This is a genomic window from Sorangium sp. So ce119, assembly GCF_051524405.1.
GTDB classification, from domain to species: domain Bacteria; phylum Myxococcota_A; class Polyangia; order Polyangiales; family Polyangiaceae; genus Sorangium; species Sorangium cellulosum_G.
The window spans coordinates 520,842-545,998 of sequence record NZ_CP150311.1 but is presented as its reverse complement, the minus strand read 5'-3'; the positions used below and the strand labels follow the sequence as shown (position 1 = coordinate 545,998).

At 73.5% G+C, this 25,157-nt stretch carries 20 protein-coding genes; 12 read left to right on the top strand and 8 right to left on the bottom strand.

Annotated elements, in window-relative coordinates:
- Positions 1 to 52 precede the first annotated feature (52 nt).
- The 3 genes from WME76_RS46410 (at position 53) to WME76_RS46400 (ending at position 3,506) form a co-directional block, all read left to right on the top strand.
- A complete protein-coding gene (locus WME76_RS46410) occupies positions 53 to 1,435 on the top strand; it encodes a CCA tRNA nucleotidyltransferase (protein ID WP_437962631.1) in 1,383 nt (460 codons plus the stop codon).
- Between the two features lie 373 nt (positions 1,436 to 1,808).
- Complete coding sequence (locus WME76_RS46405; RefSeq protein WP_437962630.1) at positions 1,809 to 3,152, top strand: hypothetical protein; 1,344 nt, start codon at positions 1,809 to 1,811, stop codon at positions 3,150 to 3,152.
- Positions 3,153 to 3,293: 141 nt separating this feature from the next.
- The gene (locus tag WME76_RS46400) at positions 3,294 to 3,506 is read left to right on the top strand and encodes a hypothetical protein (RefSeq protein ID WP_233562046.1); all 213 of its coding nucleotides are present in this window, start codon (positions 3,294 to 3,296) and stop codon (positions 3,504 to 3,506) included.
- Between the two features lie 35 nt (positions 3,507 to 3,541).
- Here the strand turns inward: WME76_RS46400 and WME76_RS46395 are convergent, their stop codons facing one another.
- From WME76_RS46395 to WME76_RS46380, 4 genes are all read right to left on the bottom strand, one after another.
- A complete protein-coding gene (locus WME76_RS46395) occupies positions 3,542 to 4,813 on the bottom strand; it encodes a guanine deaminase (protein WP_437962629.1) in 1,272 nt (423 codons plus the stop codon).
- Complete coding sequence (locus WME76_RS46390; RefSeq protein WP_437962628.1) at positions 4,810 to 5,436, bottom strand: SH3 domain-containing protein; 627 nt, start codon at positions 5,434 to 5,436, stop codon at positions 4,810 to 4,812. The genes WME76_RS46395 and WME76_RS46390 overlap by 4 nt, the downstream gene beginning before the upstream one ends.
- An 80-nt stretch (positions 5,437 to 5,516) precedes the next feature.
- On the bottom strand, positions 5,517 to 6,608 hold the full coding sequence (locus tag WME76_RS46385) for a formylglycine-generating enzyme family protein (protein WP_437962627.1): 1,092 nt from the start codon (positions 6,606 to 6,608) through the stop codon (positions 5,517 to 5,519).
- Between the two features lie 17 nt (positions 6,609 to 6,625).
- Complete coding sequence (locus WME76_RS46380; protein WP_437962626.1) at positions 6,626 to 9,049, bottom strand: sulfatase-like hydrolase/transferase; 2,424 nt, start codon at positions 9,047 to 9,049, stop codon at positions 6,626 to 6,628.
- 246 nt (positions 9,050 to 9,295) lie between these two features.
- On the opposite strand from WME76_RS46380, the gene WME76_RS46375 reads away from it, so the two are divergent.
- The 3 genes from WME76_RS46375 to WME76_RS46365 all read left to right on the top strand — a co-directional run bounded on the left by WME76_RS46375 (position 9,296) and on the right by WME76_RS46365 (position 12,946).
- Positions 9,296 to 9,883, top strand: a complete 588-nt coding sequence (locus WME76_RS46375) for a Uma2 family endonuclease (RefSeq protein WP_437962625.1) — start codon at positions 9,296 to 9,298, stop codon at positions 9,881 to 9,883.
- A 133-nt stretch (positions 9,884 to 10,016) separates the two neighbouring features.
- Entirely contained in the window at positions 10,017 to 12,044 is a 2,028-nt protein-coding gene (locus WME76_RS46370; protein ID WP_437962624.1) for a redoxin domain-containing protein, read from the top strand.
- Positions 12,041 to 12,946 carry a hypothetical protein gene (locus WME76_RS46365; protein ID WP_437962623.1) on the top strand — a complete coding sequence of 302 codons (906 nt, stop codon included), beginning with the start codon at positions 12,041 to 12,043 and terminating at the stop codon, positions 12,944 to 12,946. The genes WME76_RS46370 and WME76_RS46365 overlap by 4 nt, the downstream gene beginning before the upstream one ends.
- A gap of 78 nt (positions 12,947 to 13,024) precedes the next feature.
- Here WME76_RS46365 and tsaA read toward each other — a convergent pair whose 3' ends face one another.
- Together tsaA and WME76_RS46355 are read right to left on the bottom strand one after the other, a co-directional pair.
- Positions 13,025 to 13,432, bottom strand: coding sequence for a tRNA (N6-threonylcarbamoyladenosine(37)-N6)-methyltransferase TrmO (gene tsaA / locus WME76_RS46360; protein WP_437962622.1), 408 nt, complete (start codon positions 13,430 to 13,432; stop codon positions 13,025 to 13,027).
- Positions 13,429 to 14,064: a hypothetical protein gene (locus tag WME76_RS46355; RefSeq protein ID WP_437962621.1), complete on the bottom strand. Its 636-nt coding sequence runs from the start codon at positions 14,062 to 14,064 to the stop codon at positions 13,429 to 13,431. Before WME76_RS46355 ends, tsaA begins: the two co-directional genes overlap by 4 nt.
- A gap of 594 nt (positions 14,065 to 14,658) precedes the next feature.
- Here WME76_RS46355 and trpD point away from each other — a divergent pair.
- From trpD to WME76_RS46330, 5 genes are all read left to right on the top strand, one after another.
- On the top strand, positions 14,659 to 15,702 hold the full coding sequence (gene trpD / locus WME76_RS46350; protein WP_437963028.1) for an anthranilate phosphoribosyltransferase: 1,044 nt from the start codon (positions 14,659 to 14,661) through the stop codon (positions 15,700 to 15,702).
- Complete coding sequence (trpCF, locus tag WME76_RS46345; protein ID WP_437962620.1) at positions 15,695 to 17,161, top strand: bifunctional indole-3-glycerol-phosphate synthase TrpC/phosphoribosylanthranilate isomerase TrpF; 1,467 nt, start codon at positions 15,695 to 15,697, stop codon at positions 17,159 to 17,161. The genes trpD and trpCF overlap by 8 nt, the downstream gene beginning before the upstream one ends.
- A 56-nt stretch (positions 17,162 to 17,217) precedes the next feature.
- Entirely contained in the window at positions 17,218 to 18,411 is a 1,194-nt protein-coding gene (trpB, locus tag WME76_RS46340) for a tryptophan synthase subunit beta (protein WP_437962619.1), read from the top strand.
- Positions 18,412 to 18,422: 11 nt separating this feature from the next.
- Entirely contained in the window at positions 18,423 to 19,232 is an 810-nt protein-coding gene (trpA, locus tag WME76_RS46335; protein WP_437962618.1) for a tryptophan synthase subunit alpha, read from the top strand.
- A 163-nt stretch (positions 19,233 to 19,395) separates the two neighbouring features.
- Positions 19,396 to 19,755 carry a hypothetical protein gene (locus tag WME76_RS46330; protein WP_437962617.1) on the top strand — a complete coding sequence of 120 codons (360 nt, stop codon included), beginning with the start codon at positions 19,396 to 19,398 and terminating at the stop codon, positions 19,753 to 19,755.
- Here WME76_RS46330 and WME76_RS46325 read toward each other — a convergent pair.
- Both WME76_RS46325 and WME76_RS46320 read right to left on the bottom strand, forming a co-directional pair.
- Positions 19,742 to 20,479, bottom strand: a complete 738-nt coding sequence (locus WME76_RS46325; RefSeq protein ID WP_437962616.1) for a hypothetical protein — start codon at positions 20,477 to 20,479, stop codon at positions 19,742 to 19,744. The two genes, WME76_RS46330 and WME76_RS46325, sit on opposite strands and share 14 nt — an antisense overlap.
- Positions 20,480 to 20,496: 17 nt before the next feature.
- A complete protein-coding gene (locus WME76_RS46320) occupies positions 20,497 to 23,997 on the bottom strand; it encodes a POTRA domain-containing protein (protein ID WP_437962615.1) in 3,501 nt (1,166 codons plus the stop codon).
- Positions 23,998 to 24,323: 326 nt separating this feature from the next.
- On the opposite strand from WME76_RS46320, the gene WME76_RS46315 reads away from it, so the two are divergent.
- Positions 24,324 to 25,127 (top strand): phosphate/phosphite/phosphonate ABC transporter substrate-binding protein, encoded by an 804-nt coding sequence (locus WME76_RS46315; protein ID WP_437289265.1) that lies wholly within the window; start codon positions 24,324 to 24,326, stop codon positions 25,125 to 25,127.
- The last annotated feature ends 30 nt before the right edge of the window (positions 25,128 to 25,157 follow it).

The window sequence follows — 25,157 nt, the reverse complement described above, 5'->3', positions numbered from 1 at the left end:
GCGCCCGCGCGGCCCGTGGCCCGCGCTCCGGGCTCCGTGATAAGCCGCGGTGGTGACCCAGGTAGATCACCTCATCACCCTCGTCCCCGAGGACGTGCTCGGCATCTGCCGCCGCCTCCGCGAGCGCGGCAAGCGCGGCTGGATCGTCGGCGGCTGCGTGCGCGACCTGCTCCGCGGCCAGCCCGCGAAGGACTGGGACGTCGCGACCGACGCGCGGCCGGATGAGGTCGTGGCCGCGTTCCGGAAGGTGATCCCGACCGGGATCCAGCACGGGACGGTGACCGTGCTCGTGCGCGGCGTGCCGTACGAGGTCACGACGCTGCGCGGGGACGGGACGTACACCGACGGGCGGCGGCCGGACCGGGTCGAGTTCGTGGACGACATCACGGCCGACCTCGCGCGGCGGGATTTCACCATGAACGCGATCGCGCTCGATCCGGTCGACGGGCACCTGATCGATCCGTTCGGCGGCCGGAAGGACCTCGACGCGAACGTCATCCGCGCGGTGGGGGACCCGAACGAGCGCTTCGCGGAGGACGGGCTGCGGGTGCTGCGCGCGGCGCGCTTCGCGGCGACGCTGGAGGGGTCGATCGAGCCGGAGACGGAGCGGGCCATGGGCACCGCGCGGTCGCACCAGACGTTCCGCTGCGTGAGCGCGGAGCGGGTGCGCGACGAGTGGCTCAAGGCGATGCGCGCGCGCCGGCCGAGCGTGGCGTTCGAGATCATGCGCCGGACGGAGCTGCTCGGGATCACCTGCCCGGAGATGATCGAGTCGGTCGGGTGCGAGCAGAACCGCTGGCACGCGTTCGACGTGTGGGGGCACGCGATGGCCTGCCTCGACGCGTGCAAGCCGGAGCCGATCCTCCGCGTGGCGGCGCTGATGCACGACATCGGCAAGCCGCGGACGCGCGCGTTCTCGGACAAGACGCGCGATTACACGTTCTACGAGCACGAGCGGGTCGGCGCCGAGATGGCCGAGCCGATCCTCGCGCGGCTCCGGTTCTCGAACGACGAGCGGGCGCGGATCGTGGCGCTGATCCGGCACCACCTGATCTGCTACGACGAGACCTGGACGGACGCGGCGGTGCGCCGGTGGCTCAGGCGGGTGAGCCCGGGGCTCGCGCCGGATCTCTACGAGATCGGCGTGGCGGACGCGCTCGGCAAGGGGCGCGACGCGTCCGAGGACATCGCCTCGATAGGGCGTCTCCGGGCGCGCGTGGAGGCGATGCTCGCCGCGGGAGCGGCGCTGTCCGCCAAGGATCTCGCCGTGAACGGGAGTGTGCTGATGAAGGAGCTCGGCATTCCGCCCAGCAAGCTCGTCGGGGAAATCCTGGAGCGCCTTGTCGAGCTCGTCACCGAGGAGCCCGAGGCGAACACGCGCGAGCGCCTGCTCGCGGCGGCGCGCGATCTCGTCGCGTCGAAGGCCTCGTCCTGAGCTTCGCGCTTTGCAGGTAGTCCTTACGTAAGGAGCGCGCGCGGGTGCGCGGCGCTCGTCGCGTGTACCCGAGGGTGGTCTCGCCGGGCCGTCCGGACCCTTTTTGTCGCGCGCCGCGCCCGTCCACCCGCGCGCGGCCATGTCCTCGCTCCTTGGGGGAGCCTGTCCCAGATCGCGAGTCGATCGTCGCAGACAAGGCACAGGGGACGACAACGGTGGTTGGTTGTCTACCTCCGGTCGCATTCAAATAATTCATGCTGATCGCATCCGTGGAGACTTGCCTCTGGTAGCATCCGTCGTTGCGCACTGTTGCGCCCCCCATTGGGAGGTCATTTTGAAGCTCTCGACGAAGAAGCTTGTTGGGCTGGTCGGTTTGGGTTTGCTTGCGTCGGCGGCGGCCATCGGTGGGTGCTCCGGCGGGGGTGGTGGGGCGAGCTCCGGCAACAACGGCTCAGGCAGCGGGAGCGGCAGCGGGAGCGGGAGCGGCGGCGGGAGCGGCGGCGACGATACGACCGCGAGCGGGCTCGGGGACGGCGGCGGCGACTTCACACCACCCGACGCCGGTGGGCTCGACGAGGACACGGCGTGTGTCGCGACCAGCTTGCAGGCCGATTACGAGCAGCGTCCGGCCGACATCATCTTCATCATCGACAACTCCGAGAGCATGACGGAGGAGATCGAGAGCGTTCAGCGGAACATCAACCAGAACTTCGCGTCGATCATCGACAGGAGCGGGATCGATTACCGCGTGATCATGCTCTCGAGGCACGGCAGCTCGTCGCTGGAGCAGTCCGTCTGTATCGAGGCACCGCTCGGCAGCGGGAGCTGCTCGCCGGTGCCGTCGGCGCCGAACTCGAACGCGCCGCATTTCTATCAGTACAACATCGAGGTCGGCAGCCTCGACTCGCTCTGCCTGGCGATCGACACCCTGAAGGGCACGATGCCGCCCCGGGGCGAGACGACGTCTGCCGGGTGGTCGCAATGGCTGCGGCCGGACTCGCTCAAGGTGTTCGTCGAGATCACCGACGATGGGACCAACTGCTCGACGAGGGCGCTCGGCGCCGACAAGATGGCCACCGATGACGGCGATATCACGCTGTACGATCTCGACGACGATCTGCCGGAGAACGAGAACGTCGAGGGGGGCACGAAGTCGGCGGAGGCGTTCGACGCGGCGCTGACGGCGGCCGCGCCGGAGCTCTTCGGGACGCCGAGCGCGCGCAACTACATGTTCTTCAGCTTCGTGGGCATCAAGGAGAACGTGCCGCCGACCGCGCCCTGGCCGCCGGACCAGCCCGCCACCTGGGAGCAGTGCCGCCCCGGCTCGGTCGACCCCGGGACGACGTACCAGCGCCTCAGCGTCATGACCGGCGGGCTGAGATACCCGATCAACCAGTACGATACGTACGACGCCGTGTTCCAGGCGATCGCGGACAGCGTGATCTCGGGCGCCAAGCTGTCGTGCGAGATCGAGGTGCCGAAGGCGCCAGACGGGCACTCGATCGATCTGGACACGGTGCGGATCGAGTACACGCCGAGCAACGGCGGGCAGAAGCAGATCTTCACCCAGGTGAAGAGCCCCGAGGAGTGCAAGGCGATGTCGTTCTACTACGAGGAGGGGCTCATCCAGCTGTGCCCGGACACGTGCTCCATGGCGGTGCAGGACAACTCCGCGAGCATGAACCTGCTCTACGGCTGCTGGGTCGATCCGCTCTGAAGCGAGGGAGCGCTCGCGGGCGGCGTCCGGCGAGCGCCACGCGGCGCCGCGGCGCCCGGCCAACCGGCGGCCTCTTCGGGGGAACGCGGGAGCCGGGCGCCTGCGCCTGCTACCCTGCGCGATAGACAGATGCGGCTCGATATGACGTGCCGTGCCGGCCACGGCGGAAGCGAGGAGCCCGAGGCGTTCACCCTGGGCGAGCGGCGCGTGCGGGTGACGGAGATCCTCGACCGGTGGCCGGGCGTCGATCACCTCTACTTCAAGGTGCGGGGGGACGACGGGGCGCGGTACATCCTGCGGAGAGATTTCGAGATCCTCGTCTGGGAGCTCGAGGTCTACGAGGCAGCCGAGTAGGGGCGGCCCCGGACAGGGGGAGCCGGTTGGTGCGGTCAGGGGTGGATGGGCTTGCCGCGGACGAAGGCGCGCTGGACGGCGGCTGCCTCGGAGGCGAAGACGAGGTGATTCAGGACCTCTGACTCGGAGACGACGTGCTCGGGGAAACGGACGGCGATGAAGTCGGCCTCCTTCCCGGGGTCGAGGCTGCCGATGACGCGGCCCAGGCCGACGGCGTCGGCGGTGCCCTGCGTGGCGACGACGAACAGCTCGGCAGGGGTCAGGCGGTCGCCGAGACAGACGGCGTTGTCGAAGGCGCTCGACATGCTGCGGCGCATGTCGAAGCTGCGGCCCGCGCCGACGTCGCTGCCGAGCGCCACCGGGACCGCGCGGGCGCGCGCGTCGCCGAGGCGCATGCGGCCGCTGCCCAGGAAGAAGTTCGAGTCGGGACAGTGAACGACCGAGGCGCCCGTCTCGGCGATGCGATCCCACTCGCGCGACGAGAGATGAATGCTGTGCGCGAGGAGGGTACGGCCGGTGAGCAGGCCGACGCGATCGTAGACGTCGAGGTAGTCGCGCGCCCAGGGGTGCTCGCGGCGCGTCGCCTCGGCCTCGGCCGGCGTCTCGGCGACGTGCGTCTGCACGAGGAGGCCGTGATCCTGGGCGAGCCGCGCGGCGGCCTCCATCAGGGGACGCGAGCAGCTGGGAGCGAAGCGGGGCGTGATCGCGAACTCGAGCAGGCCGTGGCCCTCGCCGTGCCAGCGCTGCACGAGGTCCCGGGCCGCCGGGATGGCCTCGTCGCGAGGGACACAGAGCGCCTCGGGGCAGTTCTTGTCCATCAGCGTCAGGCCGGCGATGCCGCGCAGGCCGGCGTGCAGCAAGGCGCGGAAGAGCTGGTCGGTCGCCCCGGGGGACGAGCTGGAGAAGACGACGCAGGTGGTCGTGCCCGACGCGCGGAGGCGCGCCGTGAACTCGCCGGCGACGAGGGCAGCGTAGCCGCCGTCACGGAAACGGGCCTCCTCAGGGAAGACGGACCGATCGAGCCAGTCGAGCAGCGCGCCGCTGGCGCTGCCGATGATGCGGGTCTGCGGGAAATGGACGTGCGCGTCGATGAAGCCGGGCATCAACACGGCCGGGCGCAGATCGAGCACCGGGCCGCGGAAGGCGCCGGGGGCGAACGGCAGGACCCGAGCGATGAGGCCGGCCTCGTCGACGACGAGCAACGCGTCGTCCAGGAAGCGGACGGCGGCGCCGCCCGCCGGCGCGGCCGCCGGGGTGAGCAGGCGCCCGCGGTAGGCGCGCGGCGACCGGTGGCTCCGCGCGCTCATCGGACCGCGATCTCGCTCCGGCGCGCCCAGCCCATCATCATGCTTCCCCCCTGGTTCTTGACGACGAGCACCCACCCGCCGGACTCGCGCACGACCATCACGAGCTCGCCGGCGGCGATCGCGCCGACGCGGGCGCCGTCCGGCCGCGGCTCGTCGACGAGCGTGACGCCGCGCGACGCGATGCCGAGCTGGAGGCGCGAAGGGGCGCCGGGCTCGTCGACCTCCTCGTCGAAGCCGGGCGGGTCGTCGTGCGGCGTCCGCGGGTCGTGAGCGCCCGGGTCGTCGTCGTCGAACGGGAAGCGGGGGTGCGCCCGCGAGGCCTCCTCGTCCGGGGAACGACGCTCCAGGAGATGCGCGAACCGGCCGGCGCCCTGCATCGGCGGGCGCTCGCCGGCGAGGGCGCGCAGGAGGAGCGGCGCCGTCGGGAACAGCGCGATGGCGGTGGCGGCGAGCAGCACGAGCCCGGTCAGCCGGTCCAGCCGGCGCGCGGGCGGCGCGGCGGGCGCGTCGCCCGGAGGCGGCTCCGCCAGGGCTGCGGGGCGCGCGCCGGCGTGTCGCGTCGAGGCGCCGCCCGCGTCGACGCGGCCGGGCGAGGCGCCCTGTGCGGCGGAGGAGTCGTCCATCAGCGCAGAGGATACGCGCTGGGGCGAGCCAGGTCGACCGCGCGGCGCCTCGGCGCGAAGCGCCGGCGGGCGCGTGCGTGTCAGCGGAGCTCGCGCGGCAGCGGGGCGGCGGCCGGGTCGCCGGTGACGGCGCGCTCCGCGGGCGCGGCGCGCGCCGCGTCGTGGTCGGCGCAGCAGCGGAAGCCCTGCTGGTAGAACATGTGGTTCTCGTCGTGCGAGCGCGTCGACGGGCGGCAGCGCGTGCGGACCGGGCCCCAGTAGCCGCCCTTCAGGATGGAGGGGCGCTCGCCCTCGCGGACGGAGCGGGTCCACTCGTCGATGTTGCCGGTCATGTCGTGGACGCCGAACGGGCTCCGGCAGCGGGGCTGCGTGCCCGACGGCTTGCCCTGCCAGAGGCGATCCATCTCGGCCATGGCGGCCGGGCCGCCCCGCGGGCGGAGCGCCGTCTCGATGTACGGGCGCCACGGCTGGTCGACGACGCAGGCCTCGGGGTCGCGGACGTAGCCGTAGGGATAGGGGCGCGCCTCCTCGCCCTCGCAGGCGAACGTCCACTCCGCCTCGTCGCAGAGGCGCTTGCCCTCCTCGGCGCAGAGCTCGGCCGCCTCGTAGAACGAGACGAGGATGACCGGATAGACGCCCTTCTGGTTGGGATACTCGTAGCGATCCATGCAGAAGTGCATCGGCTTCGTGTCGAGATCCCTCGACATCAGGAGCCATCGCTCGCGATCGAACTCGGCGCAGCGCTCGGGGTAATCCCGGCTGATCCAGTGCTTGCAGGTGGTCCGCTGCATCTCGTCGATGGTGCGGAGGTCGCCCTGGGCCTTCGGCGTCGGGTCGAGCTTCATGAGGCCGGAGACCTCGACCATGCCCGTCGGACAGACGCCGCGGTTGCCCTCGATCTGGTCGGTCGCGTCGCGCGGCTCGACGGGCGACGACGCGATCTGCCAGTGGCGGTCGCGCACGAGGCGCCACTCGAACCGGAGCCGCCGCGGCAGCGCGCCGGTGATGGCGCCCGCGCTGAGCGTCAGCGGCACCGACGGCGCCCTCGCGAGCCGCACCACGAGCAGCGCGAGCGAGGCGAGGCCCAGGGCGAAGCCGACGGCGATCGCGGCGCGGAGCACCCTCGCGCGGGCAGGCGCGGGCTTCCGCGTCGGATGGGCAGATCTGTGCATGCTCCCTCGCAGTAACTTTACTGCGCGGGCGACTCGAAGGCAGACAACTTTTCTCGGAGGCGCGCGGCGTCGTCGGGGCGCTCGCCGGAGAGGTCGCGGGTCTCGCGGGGGTCGCCCTCGAGATCGAACAGGAAGAGCCGGTCGCGCTTCTTGCGGTGCGCCACGATCAGCTTGAGGTGGCCGTCGACGAGCGCCGAGCGGCGGGCGGTGCGGGCGAACACCGGCCCGCGGGGCGCGCGCTCGGCGCCGGCCGCGATCGCGGCGAGGGAGCTGCCCTCGACGGCCGTGGGCTCGGCGCCGCCGAGGTCGAGGACGGTGGGCGCGATGTCGACGGTGCTCACCGGGTGCGGGTAGCGGCCCGGGGCGGCGCCGGGGAGGGCGACGACGAGCGGGACGCGGATCACCTCCTCGTAGAGCTCGACGCCGTGCCCGACGGGGCCGTGCTCGCCGAGGCCCTCGCCCTGGGCGCCGTGGACGATGATCGCGGTGCGGCCGGCGCGCGGGCCCGCGGCGACGGCGTCGATCAGGGCGCCGAGCTGGCGATCGACGTAGGCGATCTCGCCGTCGTAGGCGGCCGTCCTGCCGGAGCCGAAGCGGATGCCGGGGTGGGCGAGGTAGCGCTCGTGCGCGTCGAAGAGGTGGAGCCAGAGGAAGACCGGCTGGGCGCGTCGGGCGTGGCCGGCGAGCAGCTCGATGGCCTTCTGGACGGCGAGGTGGCCGGTCGCCTCGCGCTCGGGGTGGGCCTCGCCGTAGACGGCCTCGAACCGGTCGAAGCCCTGGTCGAAGCCGCGCTCCTGGCTGATCCACGTGAACGAGCTGACCGCGGCGGTGAGGTAGCCGGCGCGCTTCATGCGCTCCGCGAGGGTGTCGTTCTCGGGCAGCAGCGTGGGCCACGCGCGGCGATCGCGCGCCGCCCGGTTCAGGCGGCGGCCGGTGACGAGGGGCGAGATGGCCCGCTGCATCTCGCTCGAGGCGGCGTAGGCGCGCTCGAACAGCACGCCGCGGGACGCGAGCTCGGCGAGGCGCGGGGTGGTGTCGCGGCCGTAGCCGTAGGCCGACGTGTGATCGGCGCGGACCGTGTCGAGGGTGACGAGGATGACGTCGGGGCGCGTCGGGGCGGACGGGGCAGGGGCCGTGACGGCGGCGGGCGTGACGGCGGCAGGCGTCACGGCGACGGGCGTGACGGCGGCGGGCGTGACGGCGGCAGGCGTCACGGCGGCGGGGGTGGTCCGGGTCAGGACGGCCGGGACGACGGCGCCGCGGTCGTCCCCGGCCGCGGGCGTGGTGGCCGCGGGCGCGTGCGGGGCCGGGGCGGCGGGGGCGGCGGGGGCGGCCGGCGAGGCGCTGGCAGGGGCGCCCGCGAGCGCCCTGGTGGGGCGGGCGGCGTCGCCCTGGGCGCCGTCGCTGCAGTCCTGATCGATGCCGTCGCCCGGGATGTCCTGCGCGCCGTGGTACCGGGTGGGGTCGCCCTCGTCGCAGTCCAGGCCGCCGAAGTGCGAGCCCATGCCGTCGCCGTCGCGGTCGGTCCACCGCTCGAGCGCGACGAAGAGGGTGGCCGCGAGGCCGCCGCCGGCGCGCACGGCCTGGCCGAGCGGGGGGAACGACTCGACGCGCGCGGTCGCGGTCATGAGGACCAGGGCGGCGAGCGGGACGCCCGCGAGGCCGGCGACGCGGCCGACCGCGGCGCTGAGGTCGACGCTGGAGATGAGCGCGGTCGCCACGAGCGCGATGGCGCCGTCGACGATGGCGGCGCGCACGGCGGCGCCCGCGTCGCCGGCGGTGTTGCCCGCGAAGGCGGCGAGGGGCGCGAAGGCGGCGATGAGCGGCAGCACGCCGATGGCGGCGCCGGCGGCGGCGAGGATCCACGGCTTCACGCCGCGGGCGGCGAGGCGGTCGCCGAGGGCGACGAGGCGCTGGGTGAGGAGCGCCGCGGCCGCGACGCCGGCGAGGCCGAGGACGCCGAAGGTGGCGCCGGCGAGGCCGCGGTGGTGGGTCGCGGCCTTGAGGAGGGCGGCGAGGGCGGCGAGCACCGGCAGGGAGACGCCGATCCACAGGGCGACGCGGAGGACGGCGAGGCGCTCGCCGCCGGCGCCGACGATGCCGCGGAAGCCGCGGCCGGCGGCGCGCGAGAGGATGAGCGCGAGCGTGACGAGCGGGAGCAGGACCGCGGTGCCAACGAGGAGCCCGTCGAGGAACGACGCGCCGGCGCGGGCGGTGCGCAGCGCGGTCGGCACGGCGGAGAGCGACGCGACGCCGAGGCCGAGCACGCACGCCTCGCCGAGGCGGGTGGTCCAGGCGCCGTGGCGGGGCGGCGGGGGGGCGGACCGCGCGGGCGGCGCGCCCGGGTGAGGGGGCGGCCCGCTCGGCGATCGCGGCGGGACGCTGTCATGAGCGCCGGCGGCGCTCGGCGGCGGCGGGGGACCTGGTTCGGCGGTGATCATGGGCACACAGGGGGGCGGGCCGCGCGGCGCCTCGCGAGGGCGTGTCGCGCCTGGCCGCGGGGTCGTGCGCCCTGGGGGATGCCCGGGGCCTACCATCGGTCAACGGGGCCGGAAAGTATCCTGCGGGAGCGGATGGGGTAGGGGGCGCCGGAGGCGAGGGAGCGCGCGCCGGGGCTCGAGGTCGCCCGCCGTGGGTGGGGCGCGGCGCTGGCGGGATGCGGGCGGTTACGGCACGATGCAGGGGCCGTGTCGCTCCCCGCGCGCAAGCTCGCCACCATCGCGGATCTGCTGGCCATCCCCGAGGCGCAGCGCTTCCACGAGATCATCGGCGGCGAGCTCGTCCCGAAGGCGATGCCCTCGCCGAAGCACGGCGGCGCCCAGGCGTCGCTCGCCGGGCTCGTGTTCAGGCCGTACAACCGGAGACCGGGAGGTCGCTGGCCCGGGGGCTGGTGGTTCGCCACCGAGGTCGAGGTCCAGCTCGAGGAGCACGAGGTCTACCGTCCGGACGTCGTGGGCTGGCGGCGCGAGCGGCTCCCCGAGCTGCCCGAGAAGACGCCGATCCTCGTGCGGCCCGACTGGGTCTGCGAGGTGCTGAGCCCGTCGAACACGCGCAACGACCTCGTGAAGAAGCAGCGCACGTACCAGCGGTGCCAGGTGCCTCACTACTGGATCGTGGATCCGATGAACGAGGTGCTCACGGTCCATCGCTGGATGCCGGATGGCTATCTGAACGTGCTCACCGCAGAGCGGGGCGAGCGGGTCAGGGCAGAGCCGTTCGATGCGATCGAGTGGTCCGTCGGGGTGCTCTTCGGGGACGACCCGGACGAGGCGTAGCGCTGCGGTTCGGGAGGCGTCGGTAAGCGGGTATCTGCTTGCCCGGCCCCCCCTGGCGAACTCTATCCTCCCCGTGACGCTGCGCGCGGTCGCGCGCGCGCCCGATCTTCGCCTCATTTCAAGGAGCTTTTCGATGACGCAGCCTCGACGTCGCGCCGCTCTCCCCGCGCTGATCCTGCTCGCCTCGTCCGCCTGCGCCGACGATGACCCTGCGAGCGGGGCCGGGCTGTCCTGCGGCCCCGGTACGAAGGAGGTCGATGGCGCCTGTATGCCGGCGGCGACCAGCCCCGATGTCACCTGCGGCGAGGGCACGGAGGAGGTCGACGGCGCGTGCGTGCCGGCGGCGACGAGCCCCGGCCTCACCTGCGGTGAGGGCACGGAGGAAGCCGACGGGCAATGCGTCCCGACCGCGCTCCAGCCCGGCCATTTCCTGAGCCCTCTCGTGCAGCTCCAGAACCTGCACGAGGTCGGGAGCCACACCGATGAGGTGCGCATCCGCGAGGACGGCCTGCTCCTCAACTGCAGCTACACGTTCAACGTCATCGACGCGAAGGACCCGGCCGACATGGAGGTGCTCGCGGGGGGGCTCAAGCACGCGATCCCCGACGATTCCCGCGCACCCGGGTGCAAGCACCTCGCGTGGGACGACAACCTCGTCTTCACCACGCACCTCGGCAACATCCGGAACCCGGCTTTCCTCAGCGGCTGGGACATCAGCGACCCCGAGGCGCCGGTGCAGCTCCACGTCCTGCAGGAGCAGGGGGTCAGCTATGAAGGCGTCGACGTCGCGAACCACAACATCTTCGTGGGGCTGCACGGAAATGGCCTCGGCGTCTACAACTACGACAGCGCGAGCGGGTTCACGCGCGTCGGGAGCCTGGGCGGCTTCACCAATGCGTGGGGCATCGCCGCGCGCGACAACCACGTGTTCGTCGCCGACGGCGTGGACGGGCTCGTCACGGTCGACGCGACGGACCCGACCAAGCCGGTCGAGCTCGGGCGCGTGGCCACCGGCGGCCAGGCCAGGGGCGTCGTCGTCGATGGCGACTTCGCCTATGTGGCGGCGGGGTCGGCGGGCGTCGCCGTGGTCGACATCTCGGACCTCGAGAGCCCGGTCGTGGTCGGCCGCGCCGAGATGCCCGGGACGCCGCTCCGCCTGGCGTACTCCGAGGGCCGCCTCTTCGTCGCCGCGTGGAACGACGTGCGCGTCTACGACGTGTCCACGCCGGCGACGCCGACCTTCGTGGCGGCCGTGCGCATCCCGAGGGAGTTCGAGTACGACGATCCGGATCGCGAGCTCCCGACGATGCGCACCTTCGGCGTCGCCGCGCGAGGGCAGGACGTGTTCATCGGCACCTGGGAGAACCCGTATTCCTACCGCCTCGAGCCGGAGCGCGTCGCCCCCAACATCCGCCTCCCGGAGGCCGCGGCCAGGATCGACTTCGGCCAGGTCGCCGTCGGGGACAGGAAGACCGTCCCGCTCGAGGTCACGAACCAGGGGACGGCGCCGCTCACGCTCGTGGACAGCTGGATCAGCGGCTCGGCCTTCAGCGTCGCGCCGCGCCAGGCCCGGATCCAGCCCGGCGAGACGATCGAGCTCGAGCTGACCTACCTCGCCTCGGCGACGGACCAGGAGATCGGCTATCTGCACGTCGTCTCCGACGACCCCGCGGCCCCGGTGCGCAAGGCTTACCTCGTCGGCAATGCGCCCGGCGTGACCGTCGGCGCGCCGCTGCCCGCGACCGTGGGCACGATGCTGGATGGCACGACCTGGACCTCGGAGGAGTCGTCCGGGAGCGTGCTCTTGCTCACCTACTTTGCCACCTTCTGCCCGGTCTGCGCCAACCACCTGCCGGACACCGAGGAGCGGTTCTGGCGGAAGTACAAGGATCAGGGGCTGCAGATCGTCGCCCTCAACCCGCGGGAGTCGGTCGACCAGATCGGTCAGGTGCAGGCGTACGGCGACAACATCGAGGTCACCTTCCCGCTCGGGCTCGAGGAGACGGCGAGCACCTACGCCGCCGTGACATCCAACTTCCCTGGACCCAACCCGTTCCCGGTCGACGTGATCGTCGGCAAGGACGGCATCGTCCGGTACGCCAGCCACGAATACGATCCGGACGCCATGACGGCGGTGATCGAGCAGGCGCTGGCCGAATGAAGCGCCGCACGCTGCTCGTGCTGGTCGCGGTCGTCGCGTCCGCTTGCGATGGCGGCGGCGGCTCGACCAGCGGGGCGGGGGACGCCGGCGGCGCAACGACGGGCGGCGGCGCTGGAGGCGGAGCCACGGTGGGCGGCGGCGGGGAAGGGGAAGGCGGCGCGGCGACGGGCGGAGGCGGCGCGGCGGGCGGCCTCGGCTCGGGCGGCGCTCCGGCGGGGCCGGGCGTGACCGGCGTGCTCGGGGACGAAGCCGGGCAGCCCATCGGTGGGGTCCCCGTGCTGCTGTGCAACACCAGGGTCTGCTACTCGGACAACACGGCGGCGGACGGCCGCTTCACCTTTCCTTGCGACGCGGAGGTGCCGGTCGATTTCGTGGTGAAATCGATGGAGGACGCGGGGACGACGCCGCGCCGGGGCGTGACCATGTTCCCGCTGCGCTTCCTCGACGCGGTCACCGTCGACGTCGGGTCGCTCTTCGTGCCGGACCTGCCCGCCGGCGCCCTCCTCGGCCCGAACAGCGGCGATCCGCAGGCCCTGGAGGTCGGCGACGGTCTCCAGCTCACCGTGAACCGGGCCGATCTCGCCCCGCCGCCCGGCGCGTCCCTCCACGACATCGCGGCCCGGCGCATCCCGCCGGAGCGCGTGCCGCCGCTCCGCGATCTCGGCGGCGAGGAGATCGTGGCCATCTACGCGCTGTATCCGTTCGCGACGACGAGCGGCTCGCCGATCGCGGTTCAGGCCCCCTCGGATCTGGCGCCCGGGACGCCGGTGCGCTTCCGGACCCTGAGCGAGTACGACGGCGCGCTCTCGGCGCCTGCCGCCGGCGAGGCCGACGGCGCGGTCGTCAGGACGGCGCCGCGCGCCGGGATCGACGAGCTTACATGGCTCGTGATCTCCAGGTAGCGCGGACGCCTCTGGAGCGAGCTCGGCTCGCTGGATCGATGAATCTGCGCCTGTCTCCGTGGCGTGGCGCGACGCGCTTCACCTCAGCACCGGCTTGATGTCGACGACCGGCGTCCCGTCGATGGCCTCGATGGGACCGATGCGCAGGCGGTTCCCTTCGATCGCGCGCACGAAGACGGGATGAAGCCCGAGCGGATTCGGTCTGTCAGGAGATCGCGTCGCGAAGACACCCGTGAGCGGATTGCGCGGGTCGGACCGCGGGTGGACCAGGAAGACGTCGCGGCGTGCCTGGTGAAACCACGTGATGACGATGATCTCGTCGCCGACGGTGAGACCCTGCAGTCCTTCCGCCGCCCACGGGTACACCTCGAGCCAGGCATCGGGCGCTCCCTCCGAACCTTGTCTGGGCGCTTCGCTGCGATCCTTGAGCGCGGAGCAGATCACGCCGATGGGCCGCAGCCGAGCGTCGACCACAGCAACGCTCACGATCGGCGCGCCGGCTCGGCGAGCCAGCGCACCAGCGCGTCGCCCTCGAGGTCGAGCAGCGCGTCCTCGACCTCGCCCGGGCCGAGCGCGCGCGCCCGATCGAGGATCGAGCGCTCCTCCTCGGTGGTGGGGCGCCGCCCGACCCGCCGCGCGAACAGGCGGCCGAGCAGCTCGGCGATCGCCTCCTCACGGCCCTGCAACTGTCCCCTCTGCTCGGCCTCGATGATCATCTCTCCGATGATCGGCGTGCGCCGGAGCAGCCCTTCCTCCATGTCCTCCACCATCGTGATGAGCTCCTTTTGCAGATTGTGCCCCCAGGGGTCGATGGTCGCCAGCACCAGGAACGCCGTGTACAGCTCCGCCCGCTCCTCACCGGTCGTCGCCCGCGCGTGGATCTCGGCGACGACCTCCCGCATCATCTCCGCGGTCGCGTCCCTGGCGAGCGGCGCGAACGCCAGCCAGAGCACGCTGCCGCGCGCCCGGAGCTCGGCGACCGTGCGTTGATAGACCGCGTCGATGCGGAAGTGCGCGCCGCTGAACCGCCGCTCCGGCCAGGGCCAGCGATAAGGGGGCTGCGCGGCGCTGTCGCCGAGTCCGGGCCTGTCGCAGAGAAGCTTTCTTCGAGTGAGCAACTCCAGGACGCCCGGACAGCGGAGGGAGCGCGCCGAGCCTGGTATCCCTCGTCTCACTGCCTTTGACAGCGCGTCTGTCCCGCACACCCGCGTCCCGACCGCGAGGACATCGCCAGACGCTCAGGGCCACAGGGCACCGCCGCACGCAGCCGTGCGCCCCGCGCGCCGCGGACAACTCCGCGCCGCGCCGCGCCGCGCCTCGTCGCCGTCGCCGGAAGACAGGCAGATCCAGCGAAGCGGGAACCGCCGCGAACCCGCTTGACCCCGCGCGCGACCGCAAGCTATGTTTCCCACATGCCCCGCGCGCTCACCGCGTCCTGCGCTCGCTCCGGCTCCGAGGCGCTCGTCCTCGGCGCCGCCGTGCGCGCGGCCGCCGGGCTTCGCTGGTGGCGCTGGTGGTCTACCGCGGCGGGCCCTCACGACGGGTAACGCGCCTCCCTGCGGGGAGGCCGACCTGAAGAGAAGAAAGAGGGCCCGCCGAACAACGGTGGGCCTTTTCGTTTTTGTCCGGTATGCAGGGCGCCGCAGTCCGATGTTCGAATCTCGAGGAGCAGTGTCCGCCGGAACGGCCGTGAACATGAGGAGCGAACCATGATGCATGCAGTGATCGATGCGCTCTGCGCGGGCGTGGACCTCTCCACGGAGCAGACCGAGGCGCTCTTCCGCGACGTCGTCGCGGGGGCGCTGACCGAGATCGAGCTCTCGGCCCTGCTCGTCGCGCTCAAGGCGAAGGGCGAGACCCCCGCCGAGATCGCGGGCGCCGCGCGCGCCCTCCGGGGGGCCTCGGCGCCGTTCGCGCGGCCGGCCTACGCGTACGCCGACTGCTGCGGCACCGGCGGGGACGGGCAGTCCACCGTCAACGTGTCGACAGCCGTCGGCTTCGTCGCCGCCGAAGGGGGGCTGCCGATCGCCAAGCACGGCAATCGCTCGGTCTCGTCCCAGTGCGGCTCCGCCGACGCGCTCGAGGCGCTCGGCGCCCGGCTCGACCCGCCAGCCGAGGTCTCGCGCCGCGCCCTCGACGAGGTCGGCTTCTGCTTCCTCTTCGCGCCGCAGTACCACGCGGGGCTCCGCCACGCGATGCCCGTGCGCCGCGCCCTCAAGGTGCGCACCATCATGAACCTGCTCGGCCCCCTCGTGAACCCGAGCGCGCCGCCCATCCAGGTGATGGGCATCTACGACCCGGAGCTCGTCGTCCCCGCCGCGCGCACGCTCGGGATGCTCGGCTGTCAGTCCGCCCTCGTCGTCCACGGCGGCGGGCTCGACGAGATCGCCCTGCACGCCCCGACCCGCGCGGCCCGGCTCCGCGACGGGGTCGTCGAGGAGCTCACGATCGAGCCGACGGACGCCGGGGTCGCGCCCGCCCCGATCGAGGCGCTCCGCGGCGCCGGCCCGGAGGCCAACGCGGCGTGGCTCCGCAACCTCCTCGCCGGCCGCGGCGAGCCCGCGCACACAGACGCCGTCGCGATCAACGCGGGCGCGCTGCTCTGGATCGGCGGGCGCGCCGACAGCCTGCGCGAGGGGACGGCCGTGGCGCTCGACGCGCTGCGGTCGGGCCGGGCGGGCGAGCGGCTCACGCGCTTCGTGGCGGTGAGCCGGGATGCGGCCCAGGAAGCCCGGAAGGAGGCGCATCATGGCTGAGCAGAGCAATGTCCTCGCGCGCATCGTGGAGCGGAAACGGGCGGACGTCGCCGAGCGCGAGCGGCGGACCCCGCTCGCCGACCTCAGGGCGAAGGCCTCGCCCACGTCGCGGAGCCTGCGGCGCGCGCTGTCCGCGCCGGGCGCGCGGTTCATCCTGGAGTGCAAGAAGGCGTCCCCGTCCGAGGGGCTGATCCGGCCGGACTTCGACCCGCACGCCGTCGCCGCCGCGTACTACGGCGTCGCCGACGCGGTGAGCGTGCTGACCGACGAGCCCTTCTTCCAGGGCAGCTTCGAGATCCTCCAGGCCGTGCGCGCGGTGCTGGACGTCCCGATCCTCTGCAAGGACTTCGTCGTGACGCCCTACCAGGTGGTCGAGGCGCGGGCGCACGGGGCGGACGCGATCCTGCTCATGCTGTCGGTGCTGGACGACGCGACAGCGCTCCTGTGCCTCGGCGCCGCCGAGGCGCTCGGCATGGACTGCCTCGTCGAGGTCCACGACGAGGCGGAGCTCGACCGCGCGCTCGCGCTGCCGGCGCCCGTGATCGGCATCAACAACCGCGATCTGAAGACGCTCAAGGTCGACCTCGCCGTCTCGGAGCGGCTCGCCCCGCGGGTGCCGCGCGACCGGATCGTCATCGCGGAGTCGGGCGTCGAGTCGCGCGCCCACGTGGAGCGGCTCGCGCGCTCGGTCGACGGGTTCCTCGTCGGCACGTCGCTCATGCGCAGCCCCGACATCGCGGACGCCGCGCGCGCGCTCGTGAACGGCCGGGTGAAGGTCTGCGGCCTGACCCGGCCCGGGGACTCGCGCGAGGCGGAGCGGCTCGGCGCCCGCTTCGGCGGCCTCGTCTTCGCCGAGGCGTCGCCGCGGCGGGTGACCCGCGAGCAGGCCGAGGTCGTGGTCGCCACCGCGGCGGGGCTGCCCTTCGCCGGCGTTTTCCTCAATCAACCCGCGGACTTCGTCGCCGACACGGCGCGCGCGCTCGGGCTCCGCGCCGTGCAGCTCCACGGCGACGAGGACGCCGCGTTCGTCGAGGTGCTGCGGCGCGCGCTGCCCGAGGGCTGCGAGGTCTGGAAGGCGGTCCCGATGGCGCCGTCCGGCGAGGCGGCGGGCGCGGCGGGCGACGCCGGCGCGGGCGCCGAGGTCGAGCGCCGCGCCGACCGGCTCGTCTTCGACACGCGCACCGCGGAGGCGCGGGGCGGCACCGGCCGGACGTTCGCCTGGAGCGCGATCGAGGGCCACCCGGCGCGGGCGCGGAGCCTGCTCGCGGGCGGGCTCAACCCGGACAACATCGCCGCGGCGCGCCGGGTGGGGACGTGGGCGCTCGACGTGAGCTCGGGGGTCGAGAGCGCGCCCGGCGCGAAGTGCGCCGACCTGCTCGTGCGGCTGTTCGACAGCGCGCGCGGCCCCTCGCGCCACGACCCCGACCCGGCGGGCCCGGCGGACCGCGCTTCCCCCTGACCGCACTTTCCACGACGCACAACGCACCACGCACATCGACGATCGAGGCAATCACCATGCAGCAAAGCGGTCGCTTTGGCGCCTTCGGCGGCGCCTATGTCCCGGAGATCCTCGTGCCCGCGCTCGAGCAGCTCGAGCGCGCGTACCTGGAGGCGCGCGGCGATCCGTCGTTCGCGGCGGAGTTCAACGCGCTGCTGACGACCTACGCGGGGCGCCCGACGCCGCTCACCCTGTGCCGCAACCTGACCGGCGATCCGCGCGTGAAGGTGTACCTCAAGCGCGAGGACCTGCTCCACGGCGGCGCCCACAAGACGAACCAGGCGCTCGGCCAGGGGCTGCTCGCGCGGCGCATGGGCAAGAAGCGGCTCATCGCCGAGACCGGGGCGGGCCAGCACGGCGTCGCGACGGCGATGATCGGGGCCCTGCTCGGGATGCCCACGCGCATCTACATGGGCGCGAAGGACGTCGAGCGGCAGCGGCTCAACGTCTTCCGGATGCGCCTCATGGGGGCCGAGGTGGTGCCGGTGAGCTCGGGCACGCAGACGCTGAAGGACGCGCTCAACGAGGCGCTGCGCTACTGGACCGAGAGCTACGAGGACACGCACTACCTCATCGGGACGGTCGCGGGGCCGCACCCGTTCCCCACGATCGTGCGCGACTTCCAGTGGGTGATCGGCCGCGAGGCGCGGGCCCAGATCCTGGAGACCGAGGGGCGCCTGCCCGACGCGGTGGTCGCGTGCGTGGGCGGCGGCAGCAACGCGATGGGCATCTTCTCCGAGTTCATCCCGGACAAGGGCGTCGCGCTCGTCGGCGTCGAGCCCGCCGGCCACGGGCTCTCGACCGACAAGCACGGCGCGACGCTCCTCAAGGGTCGCCCGGGCGTGCTGCACGGGTCGGAGACCTACATCCTCCAGGACGAGCACGGGCAGGTCGCCGAGACGCACTCCGTCTCGGCGGGGCTCGACTACCCCGGCGTCGGGCCGGAGCACGCGCACCTCATGACGTCGGGCCGGGCGACCTACGTGGCGGCGACCGATAACGAGGCGCTCGACGCGTTCCAGAAGCTCGCGCGGAGCGAGGGGATCATCCCCGCGTTCGAGTCGGCGCACGCGATCGCGCACGCGCTGAAGATGGCGGCGGAGGCGGCGCAGGCAGGGCGCGAGGCGGTGCTCGTCGTGAACCTGTCGGGGCGCGGAGACAAGGACATGGAGCAGGCGCAGAAGCTGCTCGATCCCGGGAGGTCGACATGAGTCGGGAGGCGATGACGACGCGCTACGATCGCGCATTCGATCGGCTGCGGCAGCGGGGCGAGGGGGCGTTCATCCCGTTCCTGATGCTCGGGGATCCCGACATCGCCACGAGCGCGCGGCTGCTGCGCGCGGCCGTGGAGGGCGGGGCGGACGCGATCGAGGTCGGGATCCCGTTCTCGGATCCGATCGCGGACGGCCCGACGATCCAGGCCGCCGCCGTGCGGGCGCTCGCGGCCGGCGTGCGGCCGGCGGACTGCATCGAGCTCCTCGGTCGGTTCCGGGCGGAGGCGCCGGAGGTGCCGGTCGGCATCCTGACGTACGCGAACCTGGTGAAGCACCGCGATCTCCAAGGCTTCTATGCGTCGGTGGCCGCGGCCGGGGTCGACAGCGTGCTCGTCGCCGACGTGCCCGTGCGGGAGTCGGAGCCCTACGTGGCGGCGGCGCGCGCGGTGGGCGTCGCGCCGGTGCTGATCGCGCCGCTCAACGCGTCGGAGGCGACGCTGCAGCTGCTCGCGGAGCGGTGCGCCGCGTACACCTACTGCGTGACGCGCAAGGGCGTGACCGGGGCCGACGAGCAGCTCCAGCTCAGCCACGGGACGCTCTTCGAGACGCTGCGCCGGTTCGGCGCGCCCCCGGCGATCCTCGGGTTCGGCATCTCGAAGCCCGAGCACGTGCGCGCCGCCCTCGGCGCCGGGGCGTTCGGCGTGGTCAGCGGGTCCGCTGTCGTCCAGCGGGTCGCCGCGAACCTCGGGGATCCCGAGGCGGCCGCGCGCGCCGTCGCGGGCTTCGTCCGGGAGATGAAGGCGGCCACGGCGCGCTGAGCGGCGCTGCCCGCCCCGGTCCACGGGGCGGCTCGCCGCGGTTCACGGGGCGGCTCGCCGCGGGGCGAGCCGCGCTCCCTGCAGCGGCCGCGCGGCTCGCTGCACGCCGCTGTCGCGCGACGGCGGTCCTCGCCAGGATGGCTTTCGCTTCCAGGAGACGCCCATGCGGCTGACCACGAACACGACAGCGCTCCTCGCCGCCGCGGCCCTCGGCGTGGCCTCGGCGCACCTCGAGGCCTCGGCCGGCGCCCTGGCGGAGGCGCTGGGCGCCGGCGGGGCCCCCGCGACCGCGGCCTTCCACCTCGCGGCCGGCCCCGTGTCGATCGCGCTCCACGCGGCCGCGCTGGGCGGCCAGCGCGAAGGGTGGCCGGCGGGCGTCCCCGCCTGCGGCCACCTGGTCCTCGGCGTGGCGCTCCCGGACCTGGGCCTGCACGCCGTGCGCGGCGTGAGCTACGCCGCGCCCCCGCGGTGCGCGTGGCAGGCGAGCGGGGGCCGGCCGCGCGCCAGGATCACGGGCACGTGAGGCCGCACCGCATCTGCGCGAGCGCGATGCAGCTCTCGTCCCAGTCGAACATGCAGCAGTAGCCGTCGCCCTCGGTCGGGTCGCACACGGTCTCGACGCAGCCATTGCACGCGGCGTCGAGCGACTTGCCCGTCTCGCAGAGGTCGTGCGCGCACCCGCAGGCCCGCCCGCAGGCGGTGGCGAGGCCCTCCACGCAGTCGGGGCCCCACGCGCTCATGCAGCACGCCGGGTCCCGCGTGCACAGCGCGGTGACGCACGGGTCGCAGCCGGCGACGAGCGGGTCGCCCTCCTCGCACACGTCGTGGCTGCATTCGTCGCCCGCCGGGCACTCGCCGCAGTCGGTGGCGCACGCATGGCAGGTCTCCCGCGTGGGCTCGCACGTGCCGTCGCCGCAGACCGGCGGGCACACGCCGCAGTCGTCCGCGCACGAGCCGCACGTCTCGGGCGCCTCGCACCGCGCGTCGCCGCACACCGCCGCCCCGCCCGAGCCGGTCGACGCCGCGCCGCCGCCCGTCGCGTCGCCGCCGCCGGCCGTCGCGCCGCCGCCCGCTGCGCCGCCGCCCGCGGTGCCGCTGCCCGCCGCGCCGTGCCCGCCCTGGCCTCCCTCCCCACCGCCGGACGCGGTCCCCGAGCTGCTCGGCGCGGCGCTGTCATCCCCACAGCCGAAGATCGTCAGGACCGATGTCAGGGCGAGCAGCGCACAACCACGGAAAGAACGGTTCATCAGGGGAGCCTCGTCTGTCAGAAGAGCCCGACGGAGAAGTGGAGGGCGCCGTCGATCTCGTTCAGCTCCTCGCGCGGGTCCAGGTTGAAGCCGTAGTCGAAGGCGAGGGGGCCGATGGGGGTGTTCACCCGCAGACCGGCGCCGAGCCCGTAGCGGAGCAGCCGCGGGTCGAGGTTGACGTTCCTCGCCCTGATCCAGAGGTTGCCTGCGTCGAGGAACAGGCCGAGCTGGAGCAGATCGGTCAGCGGAACGCGCAGCTCGGCGCGCGGGTTCACCATGACCGTCCCGCCGCGGGGGATGTCCTCGGTCGAGATGTCGGACCCCTCGCCGACGGCCTTCCTCGCCTCCTCGAGCCCGTCCTCGGGGTACAGCGACTCGGCCAGGTGGGAGCGGAGCGAGTCGACGCCGCCGAGGAAGAACAGGCGATCGGGGTACGTCCCGCTCTCGGCCACGAGCGGCTGGATGTACCCTCCCGACAGGCTCAGCGCGAGGGTGAGCCCCGACCGGCGCGAGAGCGGGATGTAGCCCGACACGCGGCCCGTGAACCGCAGGAAATGGCTCTCGGGGAAGCTCGACTGGGCCTCGCCCGAGTCGAACACGTCGAACGCGTCGACGTGCTCGACCCCGCCGGAGAGGAGGAAGCCGCGCGTCGCGGCGAAGGGGACATCGCGGGTGTCCCAGGACGCGTCCAGCCGCTGCGCCAGGGCGATCGTGCGGCCCTCGGGCATGCGGAGCTGGTCGAGGATGTCTCGCTTGTCGTCGGCCGCTTCGGCCGCTTCGGCCGGGTCGCTGGCGGCGTCGCCCTGGAAGAAGTCGACCGCGTTCAGCTCGGTGGAGACGGCGAGCTGCGCCGTCACGGCGCGCCGCGGCCGGTACGTGAGCGCGGGGATGATCGCCTGCTTCTCGAAGCCGAAGTCGAGCTGGTTGTCGCGCATCTCGACGCCCGACAGCGACAGGCTGACCAGCGGGCCCAGGCCGATGTCCGGGAGCGTGACCGAGACGGTGTTGCGGCGCTCGAGCCGCTGGGTGCCCTGGAGCTGCTCGTAGTGACGGCGCGCCGCGGGGTCCACGATCATGAACTCGAACAGGTAGCTGAGCTGGACGCGCATCGTGAGGCCGACGGCGAGGCCGCCGATGTTGCGGTGCCCGTACTCGAAGGCGGCGCGGACGCCCTCGCCGGTCGAGAACCCGATCTGCGGGTTGAGGTACTGCGGCAGCTGCTCGACCACGTGGACGATGACCCGCTTGTTCTTCTGCGGGACGTCCGGGTCCTCGAGCGAGATCGACACGCTCGAGAACGGCCCGAGCGTCGCGATGCGCTCCTCGCTCAGCCGGGCCTGCGATTGCCGGAACGGGGCGCCCTCGCGCAGCAGCACGCGGCGGAGGATGAGCCGCTCGTCCGTCCGGACGGCCCCCTTGACGACGATGCCGGTGACGAACACCCGATCTCGCTCCGACACGATGAACCGCGCGCGGGCGCGCGTGCGGTCGGGCGACGGCTCGATCGCGGCGCGGACCTCGGCGAACGCGTAGCCGAGATCGCGGTAGGCATCGAGGATGCGCAGCCGCGCGGCGTCGAGGGCGAGCGTCGAGAGCGGCTTGCCGACCTCCAGATCGGCGATGTCGCTGAGCCAGCGCTCGCTGAACGGCCGCTCCTCCGCGCAGAAGGTCCTGTCGCGCTCGCCGATGCCCGTCTGCGCGCAGAAGCCCTTGTTCCCCTCGAAGGCGAGGTCGTAGAGCACCGTCTGCGGGCCGGGGTGGACCGGGATGCGGAGCGTCACCTCGGGGGCGCACGTGACGTGCCGCGCGGGGTCGGGGCGGCAGGTCAGGGCCGCGGGGACGGGCGGCTCGGGGAGGGGGAGGCCGAGCGCGTCGGTGCGGCACTGGGCGGTGACGCGCTCGGCGACGGGCTCGGGGACGCAGGCGCCCGGCGGAGAGCGGCGCGAGCAGGTGGCGCGGAGCACGGAGACGGGGCCGACGACGGCGTTGAGGTAGCCCTTGCTGAAGTAGAGGTCGCGCAGGTGCTTGAGGGCGCGGTCGTAGGTCTCCGGCGCGTACGTCATCGCCGGGATGAGCTCGACGGGGCGCGCCCGGCCGCCGGCGCCGCGGGTCGGGCCGAACAGGTCCGCGACGCCGCGCGGGTCGGGGACCGCGAAGTCGTCGCCGGGCAGGTCCTCCTCGAGGAAGCTCTCGATCTCGCGGCCGAGGTCGTCGGCGCTGAGGTCGCCGGTGAGGCAGGGGAAGACGCGCTTCGTGACGCGCACCTGCTCGTTCTCGCGGACGGTGAAGGTCAGGTAGCGGACCGGATCGTCGGGCTTGCCGCCCAGGGAAGGGGTGACCTCGGCGTCGAGGAAGCCGCGCACGACGTAGAACGAGCGCAGCCGATCGGCGAGGTCGCCCGGCTTGGTGTCGGTCGCCTCGCCGAGGCCGAGCGCGGCCTCGAGGGTGTCGTCGTCGAAGGCGCGGTTGCCGTCGAAGGCGGGGACGATGCGCGCGCCGGGCTCGAGGTAGACGTAGAGGTAGTTGTTCGGGCCGACCGCGAGCACGCGGTGGGAGACCCGGGCGTAGTGAAAGCCGCTCCGGCGGAGCAGCTCGGTCATCTCGCGGTCGGCGTCGGCGAGCGCCGGCTCGTCGACGCGGGCGCCGACGCCGAGGGGGTAGCGCTCCTTGAGCGAGCCGAGCTCGCGCTCGGCGCGCGGCTCCACGACGAAGACGCGCTGCGAGACGAGGCGCGGGGCGCCGGCCTCGACGTCGAGGGCGAGGACGACCTGGGTCGGGTCGTCGGTGTCGACGGCGCGCACCGTGACCGCGGCGGCCGGGTAGCCGTGCTGCGCGTAGAACGCGCGGATGCGGGGGCCGATCTCGGCGAGCGCCGCGGCGGTGATCTCGCCGCCGTCGGCGATGCCGGCGGCCCTGAGGGTGTCCTGCCGGTCGAGGGCGCCGCCGGTGAGCTGGATGGTCGCGACGCGCCGGCGCGGGACGACGACGATCCGGAGCGCGGCGCCGTCGGGCAGCAGGCGCGCCTCGGCCGACGCGCGGGCGAAGTTGCCGGAGGCGAGCAGCTCGCGCATCCCGCGGCGCGCGGCGTCGGGGCTGAGCGGCTCGCCGAGCTCGACGCTGGTCACCGGCGCCACGCTGAGCCAGCGGTCGCCCTGGGCGACGACGTCGATGCGGACGATCGGCTTGCCGACGAGCTCTCCCAGGGCGAGCGGCTCCTGGAGCGACGGCACGTCGGTCGCCTCGGTGCCCGCGTCGCCCGAGGGCGCGGGGCGGGCCTCGACCTGGTCGGCGGCCGGGCCGGCCTGGGGCTGTCCGCCGGGGTTGGCCCCAACCTGGTTGGGGTCGGCCTGCGGCTGTCCGCCGGGGTTGACCCCAACCTGGTTGGCGCCGGGGTTGGCCCCACCGGGGTTGACCCCAACCTGGTTGGGGTTGACCTCAACCTGGTTGGCCTGGCGCGCAGGCGCCTGATCGGCGCGCGCGTCGACGGCGGTCGCGCCGAGCGGCAAAAGGCCGAGCAAGACGGGAATGAGGGTGGAGCGAAGGCGAGCCATCAAGCGCGGAGCGCCGGGGGACGAAATCGAAACGAACCGGCGCCGGCGTGCACGAGGAGCGCAGCGTAGCCCGGTTGGGCGGCCGGTGGGCAAGAGGCCGCCCGCGCGGCGTTCGTGCCGGCGCGTCGTCCCCGCCGCCGCGCGAGGTGCGCGCGGCAACGCGATCCGCGCGGGCTCCAGCCCCCGGCCCGGCCGGGCCGGACCGGATCGCGCTCCGGGGTGTCGATGTGCGAGACGTGGGGCTCTCGGCGGGCGGACCTCGTGCTAGCGTCGCCGCCCGTGCGAGGCACCGGATGAAGGACCTGGCGATGCTGGTCGGCGCCGTGGCGCACGACGCCAAGGTGGTCACGCTGTGGGAGCTCCTGCGCGAGCACTTCCGCGAGCATGGAATCCTGATTGATTTCGCGCTCTTCTCTACCTACGAGCGCCAGGTGGAGTCGCTGGTCCGCGGGCACATCGACGTCGCCTGGGACAGCGCGATGGCGCACGTGCGGGTCAAGCGGCAGACCGAGGGCCGGTCCCGCTCGCTCGCGATGCGCGAGATCGACCGCGACTTCCACAGCAAGCTCCTCGTCCGCCGCGACGCCGCGGTCGGGTCGCTGAGCGACCTCGAGGGCAAGGTGCTCGCGGTCGGGAGCGCCGACTCGGCGCACGCGCGCATCCTCCCGCTCCACTTCCTCCGGCAGGCGGGGGTGGCGGTGGAGAAGATCCAGCTCATGCCGTTCGAGGTGGACGTCGGCAAGCACGGGGACACCGCGACGAGCGAGATCCAGGCGCTCGCGGCGCTGCACGAGGGCAAGGCGCAGGCGGCGGCGGTCGGGGACGCGGTCTGGCTCTCCGAGCAGGCGAACGGCCACATCGACCTCCGGCGGGTCGACGTCCTCTGGACGACGCCGGCCTACGACTTCGCGATGTTCGACGCGCTGCCGGCGCTGCCCGAGGCGAAGGCCGAGGCGTTCCAGCGCGTGCTGCTCGGCATGACCTGGAAGAACCCGAAGCACCGGCGCATCTTCGAGCTCATGGGCCACCGGCAGTGGGTCGTCGGCCGCGACGACCGCTACGGCGCCCTCGACGCGGCGCTCGCGTCGGCCAGCTGATCCTGCGAGCGCCGGGTCGCCGGCGCTCCT

What these genes read in the sequence shown, in the direction of transcription:
- WME76_RS46315 (WP_437289265.1), top strand. Translation starts at nt 24,324, where the DNA reads ATGAAGGACCTGGCGATGCTGGTCGGCGCCGTGGCGCACGACGCCAAG.
- trpCF (WP_437962620.1), top strand. Translation starts at nt 15,695, where the DNA reads ATGGCTGAGCAGAGCAATGTCCTCGCGCGCATCGTGGAGCGGAAACGG.
- WME76_RS46380 (WP_437962626.1), bottom strand. Translation starts at nt 9,049, where the DNA reads ATGATCACCGCCGAACCAGGTCCCCCGCCGCCGCCGAGCGCCGCCGGC.
- WME76_RS46400 (WP_233562046.1), top strand. Translation starts at nt 3,294, where the DNA reads ATGACGTGCCGTGCCGGCCACGGCGGAAGCGAGGAGCCCGAGGCGTTC.
- WME76_RS46390 (WP_437962628.1), bottom strand. Translation starts at nt 5,436, where the DNA reads ATGGACGACTCCTCCGCCGCACAGGGCGCCTCGCCCGGCCGCGTCGAC.
- trpA (WP_437962618.1), top strand. Translation starts at nt 18,423, where the DNA reads ATGACGACGCGCTACGATCGCGCATTCGATCGGCTGCGGCAGCGGGGC.
- WME76_RS46365 (WP_437962623.1), top strand. Translation starts at nt 12,041, where the DNA reads ATGAAGCGCCGCACGCTGCTCGTGCTGGTCGCGGTCGTCGCGTCCGCT.
- WME76_RS46325 (WP_437962616.1), bottom strand. Translation starts at nt 20,479, where the DNA reads ATGAACCGTTCTTTCCGTGGTTGTGCGCTGCTCGCCCTGACATCGGTC.
- WME76_RS46395 (WP_437962629.1), bottom strand. Translation starts at nt 4,813, where the DNA reads ATGAGCGCGCGGAGCCACCGGTCGCCGCGCGCCTACCGCGGGCGCCTG.
- trpB (WP_437962619.1), top strand. Translation starts at nt 17,218, where the DNA reads ATGCAGCAAAGCGGTCGCTTTGGCGCCTTCGGCGGCGCCTATGTCCCG.
- WME76_RS46330 (WP_437962617.1), top strand. Translation starts at nt 19,396, where the DNA reads ATGCGGCTGACCACGAACACGACAGCGCTCCTCGCCGCCGCGGCCCTC.
- WME76_RS46385 (WP_437962627.1), bottom strand. Translation starts at nt 6,608, where the DNA reads ATGCACAGATCTGCCCATCCGACGCGGAAGCCCGCGCCTGCCCGCGCG.
- trpD (WP_437963028.1), top strand. Translation starts at nt 14,659, where the DNA reads ATGCATGCAGTGATCGATGCGCTCTGCGCGGGCGTGGACCTCTCCACG.
- WME76_RS46370 (WP_437962624.1), top strand. Translation starts at nt 10,017, where the DNA reads ATGACGCAGCCTCGACGTCGCGCCGCTCTCCCCGCGCTGATCCTGCTC.